Annotated in this window: 19 protein-coding genes and 1 pseudogene; 2 read left to right on the top strand and 18 right to left on the bottom strand. The window is 31.6% G+C overall.

Annotation, left to right across the window (positions count from 1 at the left end; translation table 11 throughout):
* Window positions 1-6: 6 nt before the first annotated feature.
* The 14 genes from HMPREF3270_RS00445 to coaBC form a co-directional block, all read right to left on the bottom strand.
* Window positions 7-1,281 (bottom strand): nucleotide sugar dehydrogenase, encoded by a 1,275-nt coding sequence (locus HMPREF3270_RS00445; RefSeq protein ID WP_070847693.1) that lies wholly within the window; start codon window positions 1,279-1,281, stop codon window positions 7-9.
* 15 nt (window positions 1,282-1,296) lie between these two features.
* A complete protein-coding gene (locus tag HMPREF3270_RS00440; protein ID WP_070847695.1) occupies window positions 1,297-2,637 on the bottom strand; it encodes a phenylacetate--CoA ligase family protein in 1,341 nt (446 codons plus the stop codon).
* A gap of 12 nt (window positions 2,638-2,649) precedes the next feature.
* Entirely contained in the window at window positions 2,650-3,657 is a 1,008-nt protein-coding gene (locus HMPREF3270_RS00435) for an NAD-dependent epimerase (protein WP_057511027.1), read from the bottom strand.
* Complete coding sequence (locus HMPREF3270_RS00430) at window positions 3,657-4,823, bottom strand: glycosyltransferase family 4 protein (protein WP_057511026.1); 1,167 nt, start codon at window positions 4,821-4,823, stop codon at window positions 3,657-3,659. Before HMPREF3270_RS00430 ends, HMPREF3270_RS00435 begins: the two co-directional genes overlap by 1 nt.
* A gap of 11 nt (window positions 4,824-4,834) precedes the next feature.
* Entirely contained in the window at window positions 4,835-5,869 is a 1,035-nt protein-coding gene (locus tag HMPREF3270_RS00425) for a glycosyltransferase (protein ID WP_218117690.1), read from the bottom strand.
* A gap of 61 nt (window positions 5,870-5,930) precedes the next feature.
* The gene (locus HMPREF3270_RS00420) at window positions 5,931-7,151 is read right to left on the bottom strand and encodes an oligosaccharide flippase family protein (protein WP_070847701.1); all 1,221 of its coding nucleotides are present in this window, start codon (window positions 7,149-7,151) and stop codon (window positions 5,931-5,933) included.
* On the bottom strand, window positions 7,141-8,475 hold the full coding sequence (wzy, locus tag HMPREF3270_RS00415) for an O-antigen polysaccharide polymerase Wzy (protein WP_070847704.1): 1,335 nt from the start codon (window positions 8,473-8,475) through the stop codon (window positions 7,141-7,143). Before wzy ends, HMPREF3270_RS00420 begins: the two co-directional genes overlap by 11 nt.
* 48 nt (window positions 8,476-8,523) lie before the next feature.
* Entirely contained in the window at window positions 8,524-9,288 is a 765-nt protein-coding gene (locus HMPREF3270_RS00410; RefSeq protein WP_070847707.1) for a tyrosine-protein phosphatase, read from the bottom strand.
* Window positions 9,281-9,979 (bottom strand): polysaccharide biosynthesis tyrosine autokinase, encoded by a 699-nt coding sequence (locus HMPREF3270_RS00405; RefSeq protein ID WP_070867141.1) that lies wholly within the window; start codon window positions 9,977-9,979, stop codon window positions 9,281-9,283. Before HMPREF3270_RS00405 ends, HMPREF3270_RS00410 begins: the two co-directional genes overlap by 8 nt.
* Before the next feature lie 12 nt (window positions 9,980-9,991).
* Complete coding sequence (locus HMPREF3270_RS00400) at window positions 9,992-10,663, bottom strand: YveK family protein (protein WP_070847713.1); 672 nt, start codon at window positions 10,661-10,663, stop codon at window positions 9,992-9,994.
* A gap of 299 nt (window positions 10,664-10,962) precedes the next feature.
* Complete coding sequence (locus tag HMPREF3270_RS00395) at window positions 10,963-11,280, bottom strand: hypothetical protein (RefSeq protein WP_023015733.1); 318 nt, start codon at window positions 11,278-11,280, stop codon at window positions 10,963-10,965.
* A gap of 188 nt (window positions 11,281-11,468) precedes the next feature.
* Window positions 11,469-12,101 (bottom strand): NAD(P)-dependent oxidoreductase, encoded by a 633-nt coding sequence (locus HMPREF3270_RS00390; protein ID WP_070867140.1) that lies wholly within the window; start codon window positions 12,099-12,101, stop codon window positions 11,469-11,471.
* Between the two features lie 302 nt (window positions 12,102-12,403).
* On the bottom strand, window positions 12,404-14,812 hold the full coding sequence (gene priA, locus HMPREF3270_RS00385) for a primosomal protein N' (RefSeq protein WP_060803943.1): 2,409 nt from the start codon (window positions 14,810-14,812) through the stop codon (window positions 12,404-12,406).
* Window positions 14,812-16,023 carry a bifunctional phosphopantothenoylcysteine decarboxylase/phosphopantothenate--cysteine ligase CoaBC gene (gene coaBC / locus HMPREF3270_RS00380; protein WP_070847722.1) on the bottom strand — a complete coding sequence of 404 codons (1,212 nt, stop codon included), beginning with the start codon at window positions 16,021-16,023 and terminating at the stop codon, window positions 14,812-14,814. The genes priA and coaBC overlap by 1 nt, the downstream gene beginning before the upstream one ends.
* 216 nt (window positions 16,024-16,239) lie before the next feature.
* Between coaBC and HMPREF3270_RS00375 the strand changes: the two genes are divergently transcribed.
* On the top strand, window positions 16,240-16,557 hold the full coding sequence (locus HMPREF3270_RS00375; RefSeq protein ID WP_002480631.1) for a thioredoxin family protein: 318 nt from the start codon (window positions 16,240-16,242) through the stop codon (window positions 16,555-16,557).
* A gap of 69 nt (window positions 16,558-16,626) precedes the next feature.
* Here the strand turns inward: HMPREF3270_RS00375 and rpoZ are convergent, their stop codons facing one another.
* Window positions 16,627-16,857, bottom strand: a complete 231-nt coding sequence (gene rpoZ, locus HMPREF3270_RS00370; RefSeq protein ID WP_002480630.1) for a DNA-directed RNA polymerase subunit omega — start codon at window positions 16,855-16,857, stop codon at window positions 16,627-16,629.
* Complete coding sequence (gmk, locus tag HMPREF3270_RS00365; RefSeq protein WP_002480629.1) at window positions 16,857-17,480, bottom strand: guanylate kinase; 624 nt, start codon at window positions 17,478-17,480, stop codon at window positions 16,857-16,859. The genes rpoZ and gmk overlap by 1 nt, the downstream gene beginning before the upstream one ends.
* A gap of 169 nt (window positions 17,481-17,649) precedes the next feature.
* Here gmk and HMPREF3270_RS00360 point away from each other — a divergent pair, with 169 nt between their 5' ends.
* Window positions 17,650-19,368, top strand: coding sequence for an Rqc2 family fibronectin-binding protein (locus HMPREF3270_RS00360; RefSeq protein ID WP_070847725.1), 1,719 nt, complete (start codon window positions 17,650-17,652; stop codon window positions 19,366-19,368).
* A gap of 51 nt (window positions 19,369-19,419) precedes the next feature.
* On the opposite strand, the gene HMPREF3270_RS00355 is transcribed toward HMPREF3270_RS00360, so the two are convergent.
* Together HMPREF3270_RS00355 and HMPREF3270_RS00350 are read right to left on the bottom strand one after the other, a co-directional pair.
* Entirely contained in the window at window positions 19,420-20,184 is a 765-nt protein-coding gene (locus HMPREF3270_RS00355) for a tyrosine-protein phosphatase (protein ID WP_070847728.1), read from the bottom strand.
* Window positions 20,185-20,341: 157 nt separating this feature from the next.
* Window positions 20,342-21,015 (bottom strand): annotated as a pseudogene (locus tag HMPREF3270_RS00350) (polysaccharide biosynthesis tyrosine autokinase).
* Between the last annotated feature and the right edge of the window lie 342 nt (window positions 21,016-21,357).

Genomic DNA, 21,357 nt, shown 5'->3' with positions numbered 1-21,357 from the left:
CTAACCTTACAATCTCCAAATACTTTGATTATTAGTTAAATCTTCTGTTTGAATAGAGCCCTTAATATCAAAAACAATTCCATTATCTGAAAGTAAATCGAGATATTCAGATTTATTTACGAGATAATCTCTATGAGGTACCGCAAAAATTAACGCATCAGTTTCAGGTAGATTTTCTTTAGAAACTAGATTAATATCATATAAAGCTTTTGCAGTTTCATTATCCGCTTCAACATCATTCACATTAATTTTCAATCCATAATCCTCTAATTCTCTTACAATATCAATGACTTTCGTATTTCTTAAATCAGGACAATTTTCTTTAAATGTAAGACCTAATAAATTAATAGATGCATTTTGAACATTGATGCCTTTTTTCAATAATTCTTTGATGATGTTAGAAGCAACATGTTTTGACATATTGTCATTAATTCTTCTACCAGCAAGAATAATTTCAGGATGATGACCTAATTCTTGCGCTTTATGAGTTAAGTAGTAAGGATCTACACCAATACAGTGTCCGCCTACTAAGCCTGGTTTGAAGTTTAAGAAATTCCATTTAGTACCTGAAGCAGCAAGTACAGCGTTTGTATCAATACCTACTTTGTCGAAGATAACCGCAAATTCATTCATTAAAGCGATATTAACGTCACGTTGTGTGTTTTCAATAACTTTCGCTGCTTCTGCAACCTTGATAGATGGTGCTTTATGAACACCAGCTTTAACAACTGATCCATAAACATCAGCAACAATATCTAATACCTCAGGTGTTTGTCCAGAAACAACTTTAGTGATTGTTTCAAATGTATGTTCTTTATCTCCTGGATTAATACGTTCTGGTGAATAACCCACAAAGAAGTCTTCTCCAGCTTTTAAACCTGAATTCTCTTCAAGAACTGGTACACATTCTTCTTCAGTTGCGCCAGGATATACTGTAGATTCAAATACAACAATCGTGCCTTTTTTCAATGCTTTACCTACAGTTTTACTTGCGCTGATTAATGGTGTTAAATCAGGTTGATTATGTTTATTGATTGGGGTTGGTACCGCTACAATAATAAAATCAGCTTGACTTAAAGTATCAATACTATCTGTAAATTCAACATCTGATACTTTTAAATCTTCAGTTGTTACTTCGTTTGTTCTATCGTGATTTTCTTTTAACTCTTTAATTCTTGTCGGATTAATATCAAATCCTATTACTGAATTCTTTTTTCCAAATGCTACCGCTACCGGTAAGCCTACATATCCTAATCCAACAACTGCTATATTTCTTTCCAAAACAATTCCCCTTTTCTATTTCTCTAAGTTATTGATGGTGAATCTAGTTTTTCCACCTGATGTTTTTGGTATTTCACTGAAGTAATTAAATTTAAATTGAGTAGTATCTCCAAATCTCGTACTGAGTTTTTCAGTTAAGATTTTTTCTAATGCATTTTTATTAGTATCTTTCTCTACAACCAAATTCACTATAATTTCATCCAATTGATTTTGTACAAATTGTGATTGAACGATGTCTTTTCCTGCTTCTCTAACTACAGTTGATAAATTCACATTAGTAACAATACCGCGTTCATTAGACATTAAAAAGTCATTGTTTCTGCCAATAATTCTTTTTATTTTAATATCACTTTGCTTGTAATTTGCATCTAACGGTTCAAACAATTCAACTGAATCACCGATTTTATATCTAATCAATGGTGTAGTCGTAGTATAAAAACCAGTGACTACTAATTCATAAATATTTCCCTCTAAATGCTCTAATTCAAACACGCCTGTTGCAGGATTAATTTCAAGTTCACCTTTTGTATTTTCTGTAATAAAAGGTGCACCTTCAGAAGATGCATATTGGTTTCTAACTGGACAATTAAAAGCTTTTTCAATATCCATTTTCATTTCATCTGTTAACGCTTCTGCTGTCGGGAATATTGCGATTGGTTTGAATTTCAATCGAATATCATGTTTGTTGATATATTGTGCAATTCTATGCAATACAGTGGTGTATCCATCTAGAGTTTGTGGTTTAAACTTATTTAACTTTTTGATGTAATACTTTAAGTTTTCTCCATCTGCATGATACGCAGAAATCATTAGTTGGTTTAAGGGTTTATTATAACGCCAGAATACTTTTTTCTTTTGACTGTTTGGCACTAAAATTCTGCCACCTACACTGACTCGTCTCATACCCTTGAATACACCATGTTGTTCTTTAAAATAATCAAGAAATGCTATTTTACGAGACATATCGATTGGGTGTGTATAATAAATTAAACTTTTTCCTGTTGAACCTCCGGTTTTCATAGGAATTAACTTTTCTTTACGTGTAACCATTTCATCAATATGATTCCTAATTGTTTCTTTATCCATAGTTGATAAAGTTTTTAAATCCTCTAGAGTTATATCTCTACCTAAGTCAGGAAATATATGCTTAAAATATTTACTGTTTACTCTTACGTATTTGTAAAATTCATTTAGTCGTTCTTGCTGTAATGCAAATTTATCTTCTGTATTACGAAGTTTTTCTAATTCATTATAATATTCCTCTGTATATCTTTGTTTAATGAATTGTTTACCTTTTACAGACACCATTATGTTTTGAAACCAAATTGGTGAATGATTATATATGAATTCTAACATTACAATCTTCCCTTACTTAATAGAATAATAATCTAAATACCAATCAATAAATTTATTTACGCCATCTTGGATTGTTGTTTCTGGTTTGAAATCAATATCACGGAATAAATCATCAACATTTGCATACGTTTCTGGAACATCGCCTGGTTGTAAATCCATATAATTTTTCTTAGCTGTTTTATTCAATTTATTTTCAATTGCTTCCACAAATTCCATTAATCTTACTGGGCTATTATTGCCGATATTATAAATTTTGTACGGAGCATATGAAGAACTTGGATCTGGATTAGCTCCACTCCACTCTGGATTTGGTTTAGCCGGGCGTTTAACCAATCGACTAATTGATTCTACAATATCGTCTACGTAAGTAAAGTCTCTCATCATATTACCGTGATTATATACATCAATAGTTTCATCATTAACGATTGCTTTTGTAAATTTGAAAAGTGCCATATCAGGTCTGCCCCAAGGGCCATACACTGTGAAGAATCTTAATCCTGTTGTAGGTAAGTTATATAAGTGGCTATATGTGTGAGCCATAAGTTCATTGGATTTCTTAGTTGCGGCATATAAACTTAGAGGATGATCTATGTTGTCTGAAGTTGAGAATGGCTTAGATGTGTTTGCGCCATATACAGAACTAGATGAAGCATAAATTAAATGTTTAACATCGTAGTGTCTGCAACATTCAAGAATGTTAACAAATCCTACAATATTCGAATCAATGTAAGCTCTTGGGTTTTCCAAGCTATATCTTACACCTGCTTGTGCAGCTAAGTTAACAACAACATCAGGGTGTTGTTCTTTAAATATTTCTTCTAACTTATCTGCATCTTCCAAAGTTACTTTGTAAAATGTGAAATTATTATGGCCGATTGACTTCAATCTGTCTTCTTTTAACTTTGGATCATAGTAATCATTGATATTATCAACTCCAATAATTTCATGGCCTTGTGAAATTAACTTCTTAGCTAAGTGTGAGCCTATAAAGCCAGCTGCACCTGTAATTAAAACTTTCATTATTTATCCTCCAATTTCAGTTTAAAGTCTTTTAAAGCTTCTTCTCTCATAACTTGTACTTTATTTTTGTCATAACGTAAAATGTTAGTAGTATTTTGTTTTATATTCTTTTCTTTTTCGCGTTTATCATTCAATAACATGTCTATTAAACTTGCAAGTTCTCGTGAATTTTCTGCTTTAAACAAATATTTTCTACTAACGCTATCTTCATTACCACCAACACTCGAAGCTAATGTTGGTACACCCTTACTAATTGCTTCGACGATTGATCTGCAATGGCCTTCTGTTAAACTAGGTTGTATATATAGTGTTAAGCTCTTATACCAATCATCTAACAACTCTCTATCATAAATAACACCTCTATAAAGAACATTATCTTTAAGGTTATGTTTTTCAATAAATTGTGAGATGCGTTTGGATAAGCCTTGACCTACAAATTCCATTTGCAAACTTTCTCCATACTTTTTTTTCAATATCTCAAGTGCTTTTAAAGCGGTTATATGTCCTTTATATTTTGTATAAGTAGAACCTACTAAGCCAATTTTAACTTTATCTTCACTATCGGGATTATTTATTTTTCCATCGATATCATTTTCAAAAATTTCGACATTCGAAATACCATTAAAGGCTTTCCCATCAGTTTTATACTTGCTTTGTAAATAATTACTTGTCACATATATTGCTACTGAAGCATGACGAACTGTTTTTTGCTGTAATTTTTCAATAATAGGTGCAAGCATTTTTCCTTTCATATTGCCGTAGTACCAATAAGCATCAAATGCGGCACCAACCACTTCTACCATATATGGTTTTCTTAATTTTCGACACACATCAGCCGCGATAAATCCTAGGACTGATGGAACTCTAATTAAAATAGCTTCAGATTCCTTAATAACTTCTTCTATTTGACTACGAATTTCTTTTGAGTGTAATAATAAAGAAGGGATTGACTTATATTTTTCAATTGGTTTGAAACGAACACGTTCACCTGATGATATATTCTTATTTTGGGTTGATACATTTTGAACAACCCTTGAAACAATTATCATGCTATCAAACACAGATAAATATCTTTGCCAAATTTTATAGTTAAAACCAGCTGAATAATATTCACGATTTATTTGACTATATTGTGCGGGGAAATCGTGTATAAAAGTGAGTTTCATTTTTTCACCACCTATTTATATTTATTATATATTGAACTAATATTTTCGATTAATTTTTCCATACTGAATGGATTTCCACCTGAAAATCTTGTTAGTTTTTCGTTATTGTTATCAATAAGTTGATTTATAGTATAAGCCCATTTGTTTGCATCAATTTCCAAATTAAATGACGACTCTTCAAAATACGAATTCACTTCTTTATTCTCAGGAATATTAGATGTCAAAACAATACATTTATTAAGATGTGCTTCTATAAGTGCTCCCGGCAAACCTTCTAATAACGACGGAAAGACAAAGTATTCAGATGAACTTAAATATTCATTTGGATTCCCAACTTCACCTTTGATAACCACATTTTCTTGTAACTGATAGTTTTGAACAACTTCACAAAACCTTTGTCCGTATTCTGTTTTATTATTTCCTAAAAATGTTATAACTATATTTTTGTTATAACTATGTTTCAGCACATCTATTACATGCAACAAGAAAATTTGATTTTTACTTTCCATGAATCTTCCTACATTAACAAAAGTCTCAGATACTTTTATATCTGAATGTTGTAAACTATCAAAACCGTTATATACCACTTTGTGTTTTCTAGGAAACAATTTCAATTTAAATAAGTTATCTTTCGCGACTTTACTCACATATAATAAATCAGTACTACTAACTTCTAACAGACATTTTAAAAACTTATTTCTTATTTTTCTTAGCCTACTATTTTCTTCTTTACGATCTTTTGATGTTCTAAAGTGGCTTATTCTTCCTTTTACATTCGCCGCAACTGCAATAATTTGCAAATAGCCACTCATAAATAAGATATGACTATGCAATACATCAATGTTTTCTTTTTTTAATAATTTAAAAAAAGAAAATGGAAACAATGGTGTGTTCATTTTAAGGTAATGTAATTTGACACCTATTTCTTCAAATGCATTATCCAAACTACCTTTTTTACCAGAAATTATACATATATGGAATTTGTATTTTCCTTGCAATTTTTCCATCATTTCTAATGTTCTTAATTCAGCCCCACCTCTATTCAATCTATGAAATATGTGTATAACTTGCATTTTATCACCCTGTTCTTTTTTAAATTATAACAATTTACATCTTTGTATTGTGATTCCATTTTTTCATTTCCTTGTTATAAAAGTACAAATAACTTAAAAACGCAACAAGTTGTGAGCATGTGATAGTATAAGCTGTCCCTATCAATCCCCATACCGGAATAAAAGACACGCTGAATATTATAATACTCAATAATGTAATCACAGATATTTTATAATTAACTTTATAATTTCCGGTTGCAACTATTGAAGTGCCTAAAAAGACTCCGCTCAAAATAAACAACAATCCAAATGAAAGTATTATCAACACTTCATTTTGATTAGCATACTCGGCACCAAAAAATATCTTTAAAACAAATCTACCTAAAAATGTGCTAGCTATAACTGAAAATATACCTACCGCTGTTCCTATTAACACCATTTTTTTTGTAAGATTTACAAAATCGGTTATTTTATTATTTTTAAATAATTTCCGAAGTCTTGGTAAGAATACTTGACTTAATGAATTGGCCAATAATGTACCTACTACTAATAAATACGCAATTGCTGAAAAAATACCAAGTGCATATTCATTAAAAAATTCTTTCAAAAATACTCTCGGCAAACCAGTATTTAATGAGCCTATTGCAGATGAAATTGAAAGTGGCAAAGCAAGAAACATAATTTTTTTAGATACTGACATGCTTAATGTTAATTTTAGAAATACTTTAAATTTTTTCTTCATAACAGGTATGTCAAATATAAAAAAGGTTAGCAATCCACTTAATAACGATAAGGTTAATGAAATCAAAAGATCTGAAGTGATATAGAAAGATAAATAAAATGATACTAAACTTAAAGTGAAGTACATAATCATAGAAACGCTTTGAATTTTTAACTGTTCATCTTTTTGATATACTCCGTATGATACTTCTTTAATATTATCTAAAAATTTTATTAGTGATACTACTAAAATAATAATCGTTTCGTTTGCGTTCGATAATAGTGATACTATACATATAAATACAGTAAAAAAGAATGTGTTAATTAATATAATAGCGTTAAAAAAATGGTTGACTTTGTATTCGTCATTAGTGACTATAATTGATCTGATTTTCAGTGATGCTAAAAGAAATACAGGAGCTGATAACACTAAGGCATAATTATAGCGTCCAACTTCAATTGGAGTTCCGAGTCTTATAATAGTAAGTAAAATTAAAAACTTGCATAATGCTGAATATACATTTGCAACTAAAGAATATACAAAATTAATTTTCATCGTATCTATCCTTGCTAGTATTATTGAAGTACTCATTTATAAAAATAAGCACTATTGAAATAATTAAGGTCAAAATAATATAACCTGGCACAAAAGAAAATGCGTTTCTAATATTATTTATAAATATAGAAACAATACCAGTTACAATTGATAGCTTGATATAACTGTTTGACCTACTGAAAATCCAACATATAAATACAATAATACTAACTACTAAAATTAGTGCTACCCAAGCGCCATTATAAAATGCTTCTCCTAATACATTCATTCCCATACCTGGCATTCTGTATCTAAAACCATATCCTGCTATCTCATAATTAATAGGTTCAATAGAAGGAATAAATCTTGAGAAAAATCTTTGGATTGGAGCAAAATAACTTTCTCCATATGCTAACTTCTCCCCACTATCAATCCACAATGCTATAAACCCTAATGGACGCAAAGTATAACCAATTTCTACAATTGAACTAAACCAATTAATATTCAAGTCTGAAAATGAGAAGTTTTGTAAATTTCTAGATATTTTAATTAATGGTATTAAAATAAATAATATCAGAAGAATCATTAAATTTAACCACCATTTAACTTTGAAACCACGTACAATTAAAACACCTAGTGCTGATAAGAGTGGGAAGAAGACTTCTCCTCGATTACCAGTTATAAAAAATAGAAACACTTGTGGTAACAAGATTAATGAAACTTTCACCAAATTTTTCTTTTGCACATTAGCATAAATAAAAGAAACTCCTAGAGAAAATATGAAAACGCCATAAGCATAAAATGGCAACTCTTGTATACTACTCACAAAATCTCCATATGTTGTTATCGATAATTTACCGGATGCTATGTAAAACAAAAACAAAAGGGTAAAAGCTACCACAAAAAATATGCCCGCATAAAAAAATGTTGGATTTCCTTTATTTTCGATATTTAACTTATTATTATTTAGATTTTTAGGTACTGTGCTTAGAATAGTACAAAGTATTGTAAATAAAAGCACTCCTGACATAGCAATAACAAATACTAATTTAAAATCAGAATAATACCAAGATAAATCTCCGTGATATTCAGTAAAAGGATTATCAACAAAAACATCCGTAAAGTAAATTCCTATATTAGTTAAAAATAAATATAATAGATAAACTAACAAGAAACCGTCTTGCTTTTTATATAGTGTATAAATAGTAATTAATACACATATAGCAAGCATAATCACAGAATATTGATAACCCACTGAATCATATGCGAATCCTATTAGAAAAAGTGTTGTTAATCCTAATAATACTATATTAAAACCATTAATAAATTTTATCTTAAAATCCATATATTTTGACCTCTTTTATTACTATTGTTTTTCTAAGCATAATTTTTATTAAAATATGCTTAGAAATTTCTTCTTTTTGAACTCAATCGGTCTTTTTGCTTTAATCAGATGATCCTTTATCATCAACTCACTGTTTTGAAACAGTTTATCTAGAGTTTTAGAATGTTTTTTTAATTTTTTATTTGTAATTATCTCTTTCAGATCAAAAGGTCTATTCTGAGAATTATGTGCATCAGATGCTATGAAATGTACTAAATTGTTTTCAATCATTTGAAAAGATAATTTTTGTATGTTTTTGCCAAATTTACCTGTCAGTGAAGATGCTGTTACTTGACTTAATGCACCAATACTAACTAACCCATACAAAATGTTGATATTCTGAGATATTTCTTTGTTTCTTTCTGGATGAGCGATTATAGGTATATACCCTCTTGTTTGAATCTCATAAATAATACTTTGAGTAAATGCTGGAACTCTATTTGAAGGCAATTCAATTAATAAATACTTTGTATTATTAATTCCTTTTATTTTGCCATTATCTAAATGATTCAGTATTTCATCTGTAATCCTCACTTCTTGCCCAGGATAAATAGTTACACCTAAACTCTTGATTTCCTCGCTATTATTTATCTCGTCAACCAGTTTCTGAATAGTATCAAAATCATTGTTATATTTATAATGCAAATGATGTGGAGTAGCAACAACTCCTTTTATATTCTGATCTGCTGCTTGTTTTAATAAGGCAATCATTTCTTGTTTGTCTTGAGGTCCATCATCTACATTTGGAATTATATGGTTGTGCATATCAATCATTTTTTTCTTCTCCATAGTACGCATAATAACTTGAAGATTTATCCGGCGTGGTTTTATTTAATATTACTCCTAAAACTTTTGCACCAGCTTTTTCAATTAATTCTTTTGCTTTTTTGACAGCATTTCTATCATTTTTCTTAACATCTACAACCATTGCAACATATCCACTGATTTCAGCAAAAAGTTGAGCGTCTGTTACTGTATTAACAGGTGGTGTATCGATAATAATAATGTCATATATTTCGTATAATTCTTCCAAAACACTTTGACATTGAGAAGATCCAATTAACTCCGATGGATTTGGCGGTATTGGTCCAGAAGTTAATAAGTCCAAACCTTCAACTTCAGTATTTTCAATAGCTTTACCCAAATAAGATTGATTAATAATTAAATTTGAAAATCCGTCAACATTTGAAGTATTAAAAATATAATGCTGTGTTGGTTTTCTCATATCACCATCAATTATTAATGTTTTATAGCCAGCTTGTGCATATGTAACTGCAACATTTGCAGAAACCAGTGATTTACCTGCTGAAGGTTTTTCTGACGTAAATACAATAGATTTAATGTCATTATCAGCAGTCGAAAACATAATATTTGTTCTTATTCCTCTAAATTTTTCACTAGTTACAGATCTTGGATTATCAAATGTTATCAATGGATTTTCTGTAATTTCTTTATTTTTAGCCATATATATTCCTCCCTATTTTTTCTTGCTAAAGTCTGAGATAGAACCTAGAACTGGTAACCCTAATATTTCTTCAACTTCTTTTTCAGTTTTAATTCTTCTGTCAAATAATTCCTTAATCATAATTACAACTAAAGCAATTACTAAACCTAAAATTAATCCAATAATTCCATTAGCAACAGGTTTAGGTGACACTTTCTTTGCTGTTTCTGCTTTCGATAGAGTAGATACATTATCGATATTCATAATTTTGCTTGCATCTTTACTAAATACTTTTGTAATAGTGTTAGCTACTTTTGCTGCGTCTTTTTTATTCTTACTCTCAATATTAATATTCATGATTTGTGATTCAGCTTGGTTATTTACAGTGAGCATGTTTGAGAGCTCTTTTTCAGAATATTTACCATTCAATTCTTTTGAAACCTTGTCTAAAATTCTTGGACTTTTAATAATTTCTGAGTATGTTTTAACAAGTTGAATATTGGATTGAACTTGTTGAGCCATCATTTCATTATTTGGTTCTTTTTGATTCACCAAAACTTGTGATGTTGCTGCATATTTAGGCTGCATAAATAAGATACTCACTAAAATTCCTATAACTAGAAAACTAAAAGGAATTATTAGTAGTATCTTCAAGTTTTTCTTTAGTGCGGTTAAAAAACTACTTAAATCAATTTTCTTTTCCATAGTAACCTCCAAGTATGTATATTACATATTACTTAACGTATATTTTACATTATATAGGATAACATGACGGTTTTGAAACAAATTTTAAATATTTTTACAATCAAAATCAGATTGTAATAATTTTTAATATAACCTACAAAATTATAACAATTGATGAGAAGGCCAAAAGTTGATTTTTATAGGACATAGTTCCTAAAAAAAGCACCTACCAAGATTTCCAGCGCGTGTCGGTCATGTCGGTTTATAGACATAGTTCCTAAAAAAAGCACCTACCAAGATTTCTTAGTAGATGCTTTAAACTATTGTAAAATAATAAAGAAAACAATAACAAATATGCTTACAATGAACCTTACACTTTGTGCTAAAAAGATGATTTTCCCAAAAGTTCTCTTTTGATAGATACCTATGCCTACTTGGATCATCGCAAACCCAATGATTAAAAGAATTAGAGCTGGTATGAAATTAGCAATTAAAGCTCCAATATCTAACAATAAGCTTCCTACTATTAAGAGGATCATTGTAATTTTAGGTGTTTTCGGATTACGTGCTAACATTAATATCGCAGATAAAAATGTGAAAACTGAAAATGCTATGATAAACGTTTTGAGCAGAATCATAAAATCACTCCTTGATTCCTTATTATACATGAAAATAATCATTACAATATCAAAAAAGGGATATTAACTTATAGTTACCTATATAAAATATATACACCTGTACAAGTTAGTGCATTCTTAATAATAAATCCTCATTAAAAGCAATAGAAAGTTAAATTGCTTTTAATGAGGTTACTTTTTATTATCAGTTAATCAGAAACTACTGTGATACCTTGGTTTGGATATTGATCATTTTCAGCTTCATCTATAAATACGTTACTGAAATCACTGTACGATACATAAGATTTATTTCTTGAGTTATAAATAATTGTATCAGTACCCAATTTATAATCGTTGGTTTCTGGACCATTAAAATCAAACATGCTTGCAGGACTTACAAACGTCCAGTCTTTTAGTTTGTCTTGCGCTGATAGAATATCATAAGCTTCAGCCATTTTTATAGCTGATTCTTTTACAGCCTCTGGGATATTTGGATTATCCGCCACTCTTGTTGTTTTACTGTCATCTATATACAATCTACCTGTTCCACCAACAAACATCAGTTTTACATCTATACCGTCTAAAATATTAATAAGATGATTAGTCATTTGAATATATAACTCTTCTTTTCCTCTTGGTGCGCCAAATGCGACGAATACTGCATCAAAACCTTCTAAATCTTCACGAGTAATATCTAATATATCTTTTTCTACATATGGAACATCAAATTGTAATTTATTATGATTTCTGACAAACGCAGTAACTTCATGGTTTCTCTCTAATGCTTTTTCAGTTAAGATTGTTCCTTGTTTACCCGTTGCGCTAATGATTGCTATTTTCATCGTTTCATCATCCCCTTTTGAAAATTAATTATAGCTTTGATAAACTGCTTACTTTTAAAAGTATGGTGTCTCATAAAGAATCCTTAATCGTATATCTATATGAAGTTCGTAAGCAGATAAGCATTTATAATTTGATTTATTTTACCCCACTTTTTGTATAGCACGCAATAATAAAGAACTTTCAAAAAGTGTTACACTTATACATTGATGTTGGCTGAAAATAAAAAGATAAGTGACAATCTAAAAAGCATCTAATACTTCCTAAATCATCACTTATCCTTGATTTTATGCTATTTTATTCTCTACATCATGACATAAGGGTTTATGTCTATCTTTAATGAAAGCTTATCTTTTTGATAGCGTTCATGATAGTAATCATCTAAATATTGAAGTGCTTTGTGTAATTCGGGTTCACTTTTGTATTTGACTAGAACTTGGAAACGAAATTCTCTATTAATTCTAGCGATAGCTGCTGGTGATGGTCCTAAAATCAAAGCTCGATCCGTGAGGTGTTGTAATAATATTTTATGAACATGTGCCGCTGCTTGCATAACTTCTTTCATATTTTGGTGAGAAATCGTAAAGTTAATCAAGAAATAATATGGTGGATACTTACCAATTTGTCTGTATTTCATTTCTTTATGATAGAACGATAAATAATCATTAAGCTGGACATCTTGTATCGCATAATGATCAGGGTTATAGGTTTGAATAATAACCTTCCCTTCTTTTTCATGACGTCCTGCACGCCCTGCTACTTGAGTCAATAATTGGAAAGTTCTTTCACTGGAACGAAAATCTGGTAAGTTCAACATAGTATCAGCGTTTAACACACCGACAAGTGTAATATTTGGGAAATCCAACCCTTTCGCAATCATTTGAGTACCGAGCAGAATATCCCCTTTACCTTCTCCGAAATCATTCAATAGCTTCTCATGTGCGCCTTTTCGTGATGTTGTATCTGCATCCATACGAATAATCTTCGCATTTTCAAATTCACGATTTAACAGTTCTTCCACACGTTGTGTACCAGTTCCCATTTGACGAATGTGTTCACTTTCGCAGTTTGGACATTTATTAGGCGGTGTTTCTTCATAACCACAATAGTGACATTTCAATTTGTCGCTAGATTTATGGTAGGTCAATGAAATATCGCAGTTTGGACATTGCGGTACATGACCACAGTCTCGACATAATATAAATGAAGAATAACCACGTTGATTTAGGAACAGTACAATTTGTTCATTGCGAGATAAACGGTCTTGAATTGCTTCTCGTAATTCTGTCGAAAACATTGACCGGTTACCATTCGCTAATTCTTCACGCATATCTACAATATCAATTTCAGGTAATGGTTGATTATTCACACGATCAGGTAAGCTTAATAAGTGATAAACACCCTTTTCAGCACGTGCATATGATTCAAGACTTGGTGTCGCACTACCTAAAATTAATGGACATTGATGATATTTTGCGCGCCATAACGCAATCTCTTTCGCATGATAACGCGGATAATCTTCTTGTTTGTATGTTGCCTCATGTTCTTCATCAATAATAATCATACCTAGATTTTTAAATGGTGCAAAAACACTAGAACGCGCGCCTACACTTACGCGTGCGCGTCCGTCACGTATTTTTTGCCACTCATCATAACGTTCGCCTTTTGAAAGACCAGAATGCAATACTGCAACTTCATCACCAAATCTACGTTTAAAACGTAAAACCATTTGTGGTGTTAAAGCAATTTCTGGAACTAACATCATAGCCTGTTGATTTTTTTCTAGAACAGCTTCTATCGTTTGAAGATAAACTTCAGTTTTACCAGAACCTGTTACACCATGTAGTAAGAATGTTTCTTGTTTTTCTTCATCAATAACCTTTTTAATCTCATCGTAAGCGATTTGTTGGCTTGGAGTGAGTTGTCGTTTTTCTTCTTGTTCAAATACTCTTGATGCATATGGGTCACGTTCTACTATAGCATCATACTTCTCTACAAAACCATTACGTTCCAATGTTTTAGCACTTGAAGCTGATAACCCTACTTCTTCAAGTTCTTTTAAAGGAACATCTCTATTTTGTGCATCTAGCAAGTATGCATAAACATCATATTGTTTAGGGTGTCGTTCTAACATTGCTAAAACTTCATCTGGTTGATGATCATCTCTTATTCGTATTGCACGTTGTGTTTTTTTCTTTGTATTTTGAGACAGTAACGTTTCTTCTCTAACGATACCTTCTTCTAATAAAGGAACTAAATGTTTTAAATCACCATTTTGTTGAGCAGCTTTATAAGCATAATGTCCTTCTTTATTAAAGCGTTTTAAAATGTCATCTGGTATTGATTCATCTTCTACAATTTCAAATACTTTGGTATATCTTGCTTTAATAGCACTTGGTAACATGGCTTCTAAAATAGAAATACGTTTCGTGACATGATATTTACCATACCAAGCGCTTAAATCAACTAATTCAGGTGTCAGTTCTGGTTTGATATCTTGAATTTCTTGGATTTCTTTTAGTTTAGATAAATCTAGTTCTGGATCTGGTTCCTCAGCTATTTCCATAACATACCCTTGAATGGTTCTGTACCCAAAGGGTACAACGACTCGTACACCAACTTGAATAATGGGTACGAGTCGCTCTGGTATTTTATAGTCAAAGGTAAAGTCTACGTTTTTAGCTGGGACATCTACAATTACCTTTGCATACATTATTTCCACCTACGTTCTAATTCTTCTAAGATTCTTCCAGCAAGCTGCTGTTTCTTACCTTTCTCTATATTAACTGCTTCGTCATTTTTGAAGTATAATGTGACTTCATTATCATCAGAACTGAAACCGATAGATGTGTCTCCTACGTTATTCGCAATAATCACATCTGCATTCTTTTTCTCTAATTTAGCTTTTGCATATTTTTCAATATCTTGTGTTTCAGCTGCAAAGCCAATTAATTTTTGATGCGATTTATGCTCACCTAAATATTTCAATATATCTTTAGTTCGTGTAAATGAAATGGTTAAATCTCCATCTTGTTTTTTCATTTTATGTTCCAGTTTTTCTGATGGTTTGTAATCTGAAACTGCAGCCGTTTTAAAGACAAAGTCCTGAGCATCAAAACGTTCAACTACTGCGTTAAACATATCTTCCGCACTAGTTACAGGTACAAAGTCCACATTTTCTGGTGGCGTTAAGCTTGTTGGACCACTCACTAAAGTTACTTTAGCGCCTCTCTTTTGTAATGCATCAGCAAGTGCATATCCCATTTTTCCTGATGCTCTATTAGACACAAAACGTACAGGATCAATAACTTCGACCGTCGGTCCTGCTGTAACTAAGGCATGTTTACCATTGAACCAATCACTCTCATTGATGACTGATTGATTATTATTTTGTTCCATCGTTTGGCGCATGAATGCCATGATATCCAATGGTTCCATCATACGGCCCTTCGCTACATAGCCGCAGGCTAAAAAGCCTTCACCAGGTTCGGCGAAATGATATCCATCTTCAGTCAATACTTGCATGTTTGCTTGTACTCTTGGATTTTCATACATATGCACATTCATAGCAGGAGCAACAAATTTAGGAACAGTCGTCGCTAATAAAGTTGAAGTAATCATATCGTCAGCAATACCGTTTGCTAATTTACCGATAATATTGGCAGTTGCTGGCGCAATAATCACTGCGTCTGCCCAATCACCTAACGCTATATGTTGAATTTCAGCTGGATTTTCTTCTTTAAATGTACTCGTGTATACAGGATTACGACTGATTGCTTGGAAAGCAAGCGGTGTCACAAACTCTTGTGCATGTTCAGTCAGCATTACACGTACGTCATACCCTGCTTGTGTTAATTTACTTGTTAAATCAATCGCTTTATAAGCTGCAATACCACCCGATACTGCTAATAAAATATTCTTCATCGCAATCTTTGCCTCCAAGTTTATTCTCTCTTTATGTATACGGCTTAATATTAAAAAATGAGTCCAAATGAAATGGTCTCATAATTCATCAATCATTTTATATTTTAACACTCTAGGTCAAAAAAGTCCTTTGCTTTGCAAAGCAATAAAGTTGATTCTCTACCTCTATCCGCGTATGATAGCTTTCGATACAGACAATAGAAAGAAGGTTTGAAGATGGAGACTTTAAAGCAATATGATGATATTACACAACGCATTGAATCAGAAAATAAATTCTTATTATATGTCATGGCGAATGGTTGCTCAGTCTGCCATGCAGACCAACCTAGAGTAGAAAAATTAGTAAATCAGTTAGAAATACCTGCAGCACAAATTATTGTAAATGATATTCCTGAAGCTGCTGGTCAACTCTCACTCTTTACTGCGCCTGTCGTCATTCTTTTTAATAATGGAAGAGAATTTCATAGACAAGCACGTATTATAGATTTTGATCAGTTAGAACGTTCTATGGAGCAATTGAAGATGTCTTATTAAATGAAAAACAACCTTTAAAGCAGTTTTTTGCCTTAAAGGTTGTTTTCAATTTATATAATCACTTTAAACTCAGTCTTTTGTTTCGAATTCACTTTCGTTTAATTCTGGTTCGATTGGAGTGATTTTGCCATCGGCAATCTCTTCTAGAGCTTCTCCAACTGTTTTAACTGAGTGATATTTTTCTAATAACGCAGTGTCTTTTTTGTCATATAATTCACGTGCGCGTTTGGCTGCCACTGTTGCGATTAAATATTTTGATTTTACTTTTGAAGTTAATTGATTAAGCGGTGGGTATAACATTATTTTTTGGCCTCCAATATCATTTTTCTATACTTTGCTTCTATACGTTCGCGTTTTAGATGTTCGGCTGCAACGATTGCTTGAATACGTTCTTTAGCAAGTTCTACTTCATCGTTTACCACAACGTAGTCATAAAGATTCATCATTTCCACTTCTTTACGTGCTTCTTTCACACGACTTTGAATCTTTTCGTCTGATTCTGTACCGCGGCCGACTAAACGCTCTCTTAAGTGGTCTAAACTTGGCGGTGCTAGGAAGATAAATAATGCATCAGGGAATTTCTTGCGTACTTGTTTCGCACCTTCAACTTCGATTTCTAAGAAGACATCATAGCCTTCATCCATAGTGTCTTTCACATACTGTACAGGTGTACCGTAGTAGTTACCTACATATTCTGCATACTCAATAAATTGATCTTGTGCGATAAGTTGCTCAAACTCTCGTTTTGTCTTGAAAAAATAATCAACACCATCTTGTTCACCTTCACGCATTTCACGTGTCGTCATTGAAATTGAATATTTGTATGATGTTTTCGGATCATCAAATATTTCTTTGCGGACCGTACCTTTTCCGACTCCAGATGGACCTGATAAGACAATTAGTAAACCTTTTTCATTATCCATGCCTTACGACCTCTCTAAGCTATTGTTGTATTATATAATGATACCATATTCTAAATAAAATTGTATAGATGCCAATAGATAAAATCTTAATTTGGAAGTTTACCATATTCACATGGTACAATAATAAGAACGTAGTACAAGAACGAAAATAAAAAGGTAGCTGATAATTATGGCATTTGATGGCCTATTCACAAAGAAAATGGTAGAAGAATTGTCCTTTCTTGAAGGTGGACGTATTCATAAAATTAACCAACCTGATAACGATACAATTATAATGGTCATTCGTCAGAATCGTAAAAATCATTCATTACTGTTATCTATCCATTCTAATTTCTCTCGCATGCATATTACGAAAAAGAAATATGATAACCCATTTGAACCGCCAATGTTTAACCGTGTCTTTCGTAAACACTTAGACGGCGGAATTATACAAGCAATTCGTCAAATTGATAATGACCGTCGTATCGAAATCGATGTTCAAAGCACAGATGAACTCGGTGATAAAATATATCGTACCGTTATCTTAGAAATTATGGGTAAACACAGTAACTTAATACTTGTGGATGATAATCGCAAGATTATCGAAGGTTTCAAACATTTAACACCAAACACAAACCAATATCGTACCGTTATGCCAGGATTCCAATATGAAGCACCACCTACACAAAATAAAATCAATCCGTATGAAGTTTCAGGTCAAGACGTATTAAAATATATAGATTTCAATCAAGGTAATATTGCGAGACAACTCTTACAAACTTTCGAAGGTTTCAGTCCACTCATTACAAAAGAAATTACAGAACGTCGTCAATTTATGACTACTGAAACATTACCTGCAGCATTCGATGAAGTTATGGAAGAAACTAAACTTAAGCCTGTTCCGATCTTCCATAAAAACCATGAAACAGGTAAAGAAGATTATTACTTCATGCGTTTAAAACAGTTTGATGATGACAGTGTGACTTATGAATCACTTGATGAGTTATTAGACCGTTTCTATGATGCGCGTGGCGAACGTGAACGTGTTAAACAACGTGCGAATGATTTAGTTCGTTTTGTCCAACAACAACTTCAAAAGAATCGAAACAAACTCGTTAAATTAAACGCTGAGTATGAAGGTACGCAATCAAAAGAAGATATGCAGTTATATGGTGAGCTCATCACCGCAAACATTTATCGCATTAAACAAGGCGATGAAACATTAACGACAGAAAATTACTATACAGATGAAGAAGTGACGATTAAATTAGATCCGACTAAATCACCTTCACTGAATGCGCAATATTACTATAAGCAATATAACCGTTTAAAAACACGTGAACATGAACTTGAACATCAAATACAACTCACAGAAGAAAACATCACATACTTTGAATCCATTGAGCAACAGTTGGCTCATATCACTGTAGAAGATATTGACGAAATCCGTGAAGAACTTGCAGAACAAGGCTTTATGAAACAACGTCAAAATCGTAAGAAAAAGAAACAACCGCAAATGCAGTTGCAAACTTACCTTTCTACAGATGGCGCAACTATTTATGTAGGTAAAAACAACAAACAAAACGATTATCTAACAAATAAAAAAGCACGTAAGCACCATTTATGGTTCCATACAAAAGATATTCCTGGTTCTCACGTAGTCATTTTTGAAGATGAACCAAGCGATAAAACAATAGAAGAAGCTGCAATGTTAGCAGCCTACTTCTCTAAAGCAGGAAACTCTGGTCAAATTCCAGTAGATTACACGGATATCAAAAACGTACACAAACCATCAGGTGCAAAACCAGGCTTTGTAACGTACGATAATCAAAAAACATTATATGCAACACCAGATTATGATCACATCCAATCGATGAAAAGCGATTCAGAAAAAGTGAAATTAAAATAATCAATTTACTTTAAAAGCACTCGAAGACAAAATGTTTTCGAGTGCTTTATTTTAAAATATCCTATCTTTAATTTTTTGACTATCAGGAACAAGCGGTTCACGCTTATCAATTTCTTCATTTTTAATAATTGCTTCTGCATTCTTGATTAACTTCATCATAGATTCACGAAAATCCAATAACACTTCTTCTTTAAATAAAGACTTCATCATAAAAGGTCTAGCTTCAAAGTCATGCGCATCAGATGCGATAAAATGAGCAAGATTGCATTTCATTAGTTCAATCGATACATCTTGAATTCCTTTACCAAAATGCCCTATTAAAGACGTTGAAGTAATTTGACTTAATGATCCTTGCTGAACCAAGTGATATAAAACACTCATATCTTTCAACAAAGCGATATTACGTTCAGGATGTGCAATGATGGGAATATAACCTAATTCCTGTATATTTTGAAACATTTGATACGTATAATCAGGAATGTCGTTAGGAGGAAACTCAATGAGTAAGTATCTGGACTTGTTTAAACCACTTACCTTTCCGGATTTAATATCTTCAATTAAATTCTGATGAATTCTTACCTCTTGTCCTGGATAAATTTGAATTCCTAAATCTTTAACCTCTTTTAATTTACATAATCTTTTTATTTTTAACTTTACTTTATCAAAAGAATTATCGTATTTATTAGTATAATGAGGTGTTGCAATAATTTTTGTTACATTTTCTTTTTTAGCTTGTCTTAATAATTGAATAGCCGCTTCTTCATCTCTTGGTCCATCATCTGAATTAATTAATATATGATTATGCATATCTATCATGGGTATCACTCCAAAACCTTTACCGAAAACTCTGATTACTTAGTAAGATAGTTATATTATAAGTATTAATTTTAGTGCTCGCTACTAAATTCAATCTCTTTATATCTTAAATAAAAAGACCAGCGATTATACACTGATCTTTTGTAATACATCTTATTTAGTACTCATAATATTTATTATCTTCATATCCAACTTTATTTAAAATTACTCCTAATATTTTAGAGCCTGAATTCTCAATGAGCATTTTAGCTTTTTTTACATCCTTTTTTTATTATCTTCTACATCCACTACCATAACAGCATAACCTGCGTGTTCTGCAAATATTTGTGCATCAGTGACGCTGTTCACTGGTGGTGTATCGATAATAATATAATCATACCATTTACATAATGATGTAAATATATTGGTAAATCGTTCTGAAACAATTAATTCAGACGGATTAGGTGGCACAGGGCCTGCTGTCATTAAATCTAATCCTTTTTCTTCAGTTTGTTTAATTGCTTCATTGATTGTGCAGTTATGTGTGAGTAAAGATGAAAGACCATTTTGATTGTCTACTTTGAAATGAAAATGTTGGGTAGGCTTTCTCATGTCTCCATCAATGAGTAACGTTTGATAACCTGCTTGAGCATATACAACTGCAAGATTAGCTGCAATTGTACTTTTTCCAGCTTCCGGTTTTTCTGATGCTACTACTATAGCTTTAATTTCATTATCAATACTTGAAAAAAGTAGGTTAGAGCGAATAGTTTTAAACTGCTCACTAATATAGTTTTTGTTGTTGTTTTGTGTAACCAATGGTTGAATTTCTTTTTTCTTTTTCCTAAACATAATGGGCTCCTTTATAACCTTCAATAAACAAAATCACTATTACTTTCACTTACTAAATTTTATAACTTCAAGTTGACTAGTATATTTGCAAGCATCCACTGACTGCACTCAATGATACATCAGAAATATCCGACCCATCCTTCAAGTTAACCACTATTGATTATAGCACCATTGAATTGTATTACATAGATTTTTCTAATTATTTTTGTAATAACTAATATTCTTTATGAGTAAAATTTCAAGTTTTCAATTCTTTGTTTCAAATCAAATTATGTAATACATCATTGTTTTTTCAGTTTAAATTTGACATAAAAAAAGGGGCTGGGACATAAATACAGTCCA

The organism is Staphylococcus sp. HMSC65H10 (assembly GCF_001839185.1).
GTDB classification, from domain to species: domain Bacteria; phylum Bacillota; class Bacilli; order Staphylococcales; family Staphylococcaceae; genus Staphylococcus; species Staphylococcus simulans.
This window is presented reverse-complemented; position numbering and strand designations above follow the sequence as displayed.

Bases quoted from the DNA above. Each gene is read 5' to 3' on its own strand.
- HMPREF3270_RS00375 (WP_002480631.1), top strand. From the start codon at position 16,240: ATGGAGACTTTAAAGCAATATGATGATATTACACAACGCATTGAATCA.
- HMPREF3270_RS00410 (WP_070847707.1), bottom strand. From the start codon at position 9,288: ATGATTGATATGCACAACCATATAATTCCAAATGTAGATGATGGACCT.
- HMPREF3270_RS00360 (WP_070847725.1), top strand. From the start codon at position 17,650: ATGGCATTTGATGGCCTATTCACAAAGAAAATGGTAGAAGAATTGTCC.
- coaBC (WP_070847722.1), bottom strand. From the start codon at position 16,023: ATGAAGAATATTTTATTAGCAGTATCGGGTGGTATTGCAGCTTATAAA.
- rpoZ (WP_002480630.1), bottom strand. From the start codon at position 16,857: ATGTTATACCCACCGCTTAATCAATTAACTTCAAAAGTAAAATCAAAA.
- HMPREF3270_RS00405 (WP_070867141.1), bottom strand. From the start codon at position 9,979: ATGGCTAAAAATAAAGAAATTACAGAAAATCCATTGATAACATTTGAT.
- HMPREF3270_RS00435 (WP_057511027.1), bottom strand. From the start codon at position 3,657: ATGAAAGTTTTAATTACAGGTGCAGCTGGCTTTATAGGCTCACACTTA.
- HMPREF3270_RS00420 (WP_070847701.1), bottom strand. From the start codon at position 7,151: ATGAAAATTAATTTTGTATATTCTTTAGTTGCAAATGTATATTCAGCA.
- HMPREF3270_RS00395 (WP_023015733.1), bottom strand. From the start codon at position 11,280: ATGATTCTGCTCAAAACGTTTATCATAGCATTTTCAGTTTTCACATTT.
- HMPREF3270_RS00440 (WP_070847695.1), bottom strand. From the start codon at position 2,637: ATGTTAGAATTCATATATAATCATTCACCAATTTGGTTTCAAAACATA.
- priA (WP_060803943.1), bottom strand. From the start codon at position 14,812: ATGTATGCAAAGGTAATTGTAGATGTCCCAGCTAAAAACGTAGACTTT.
- HMPREF3270_RS00430 (WP_057511026.1), bottom strand. From the start codon at position 4,823: ATGAAACTCACTTTTATACACGATTTCCCCGCACAATATAGTCAAATA.
- wzy (WP_070847704.1), bottom strand. From the start codon at position 8,475: ATGGATTTTAAGATAAAATTTATTAATGGTTTTAATATAGTATTATTA.
- HMPREF3270_RS00400 (WP_070847713.1), bottom strand. From the start codon at position 10,663: ATGGAAAAGAAAATTGATTTAAGTAGTTTTTTAACCGCACTAAAGAAA.
- gmk (WP_002480629.1), bottom strand. From the start codon at position 17,480: ATGGATAATGAAAAAGGTTTACTAATTGTCTTATCAGGTCCATCTGGA.
- HMPREF3270_RS00355 (WP_070847728.1), bottom strand. From the start codon at position 20,184: ATGATAGATATGCATAATCATATATTAATTAATTCAGATGATGGACCA.
- HMPREF3270_RS00390 (WP_070867140.1), bottom strand. From the start codon at position 12,101: ATGAAAATAGCAATCATTAGCGCAACGGGTAAACAAGGAACAATCTTA.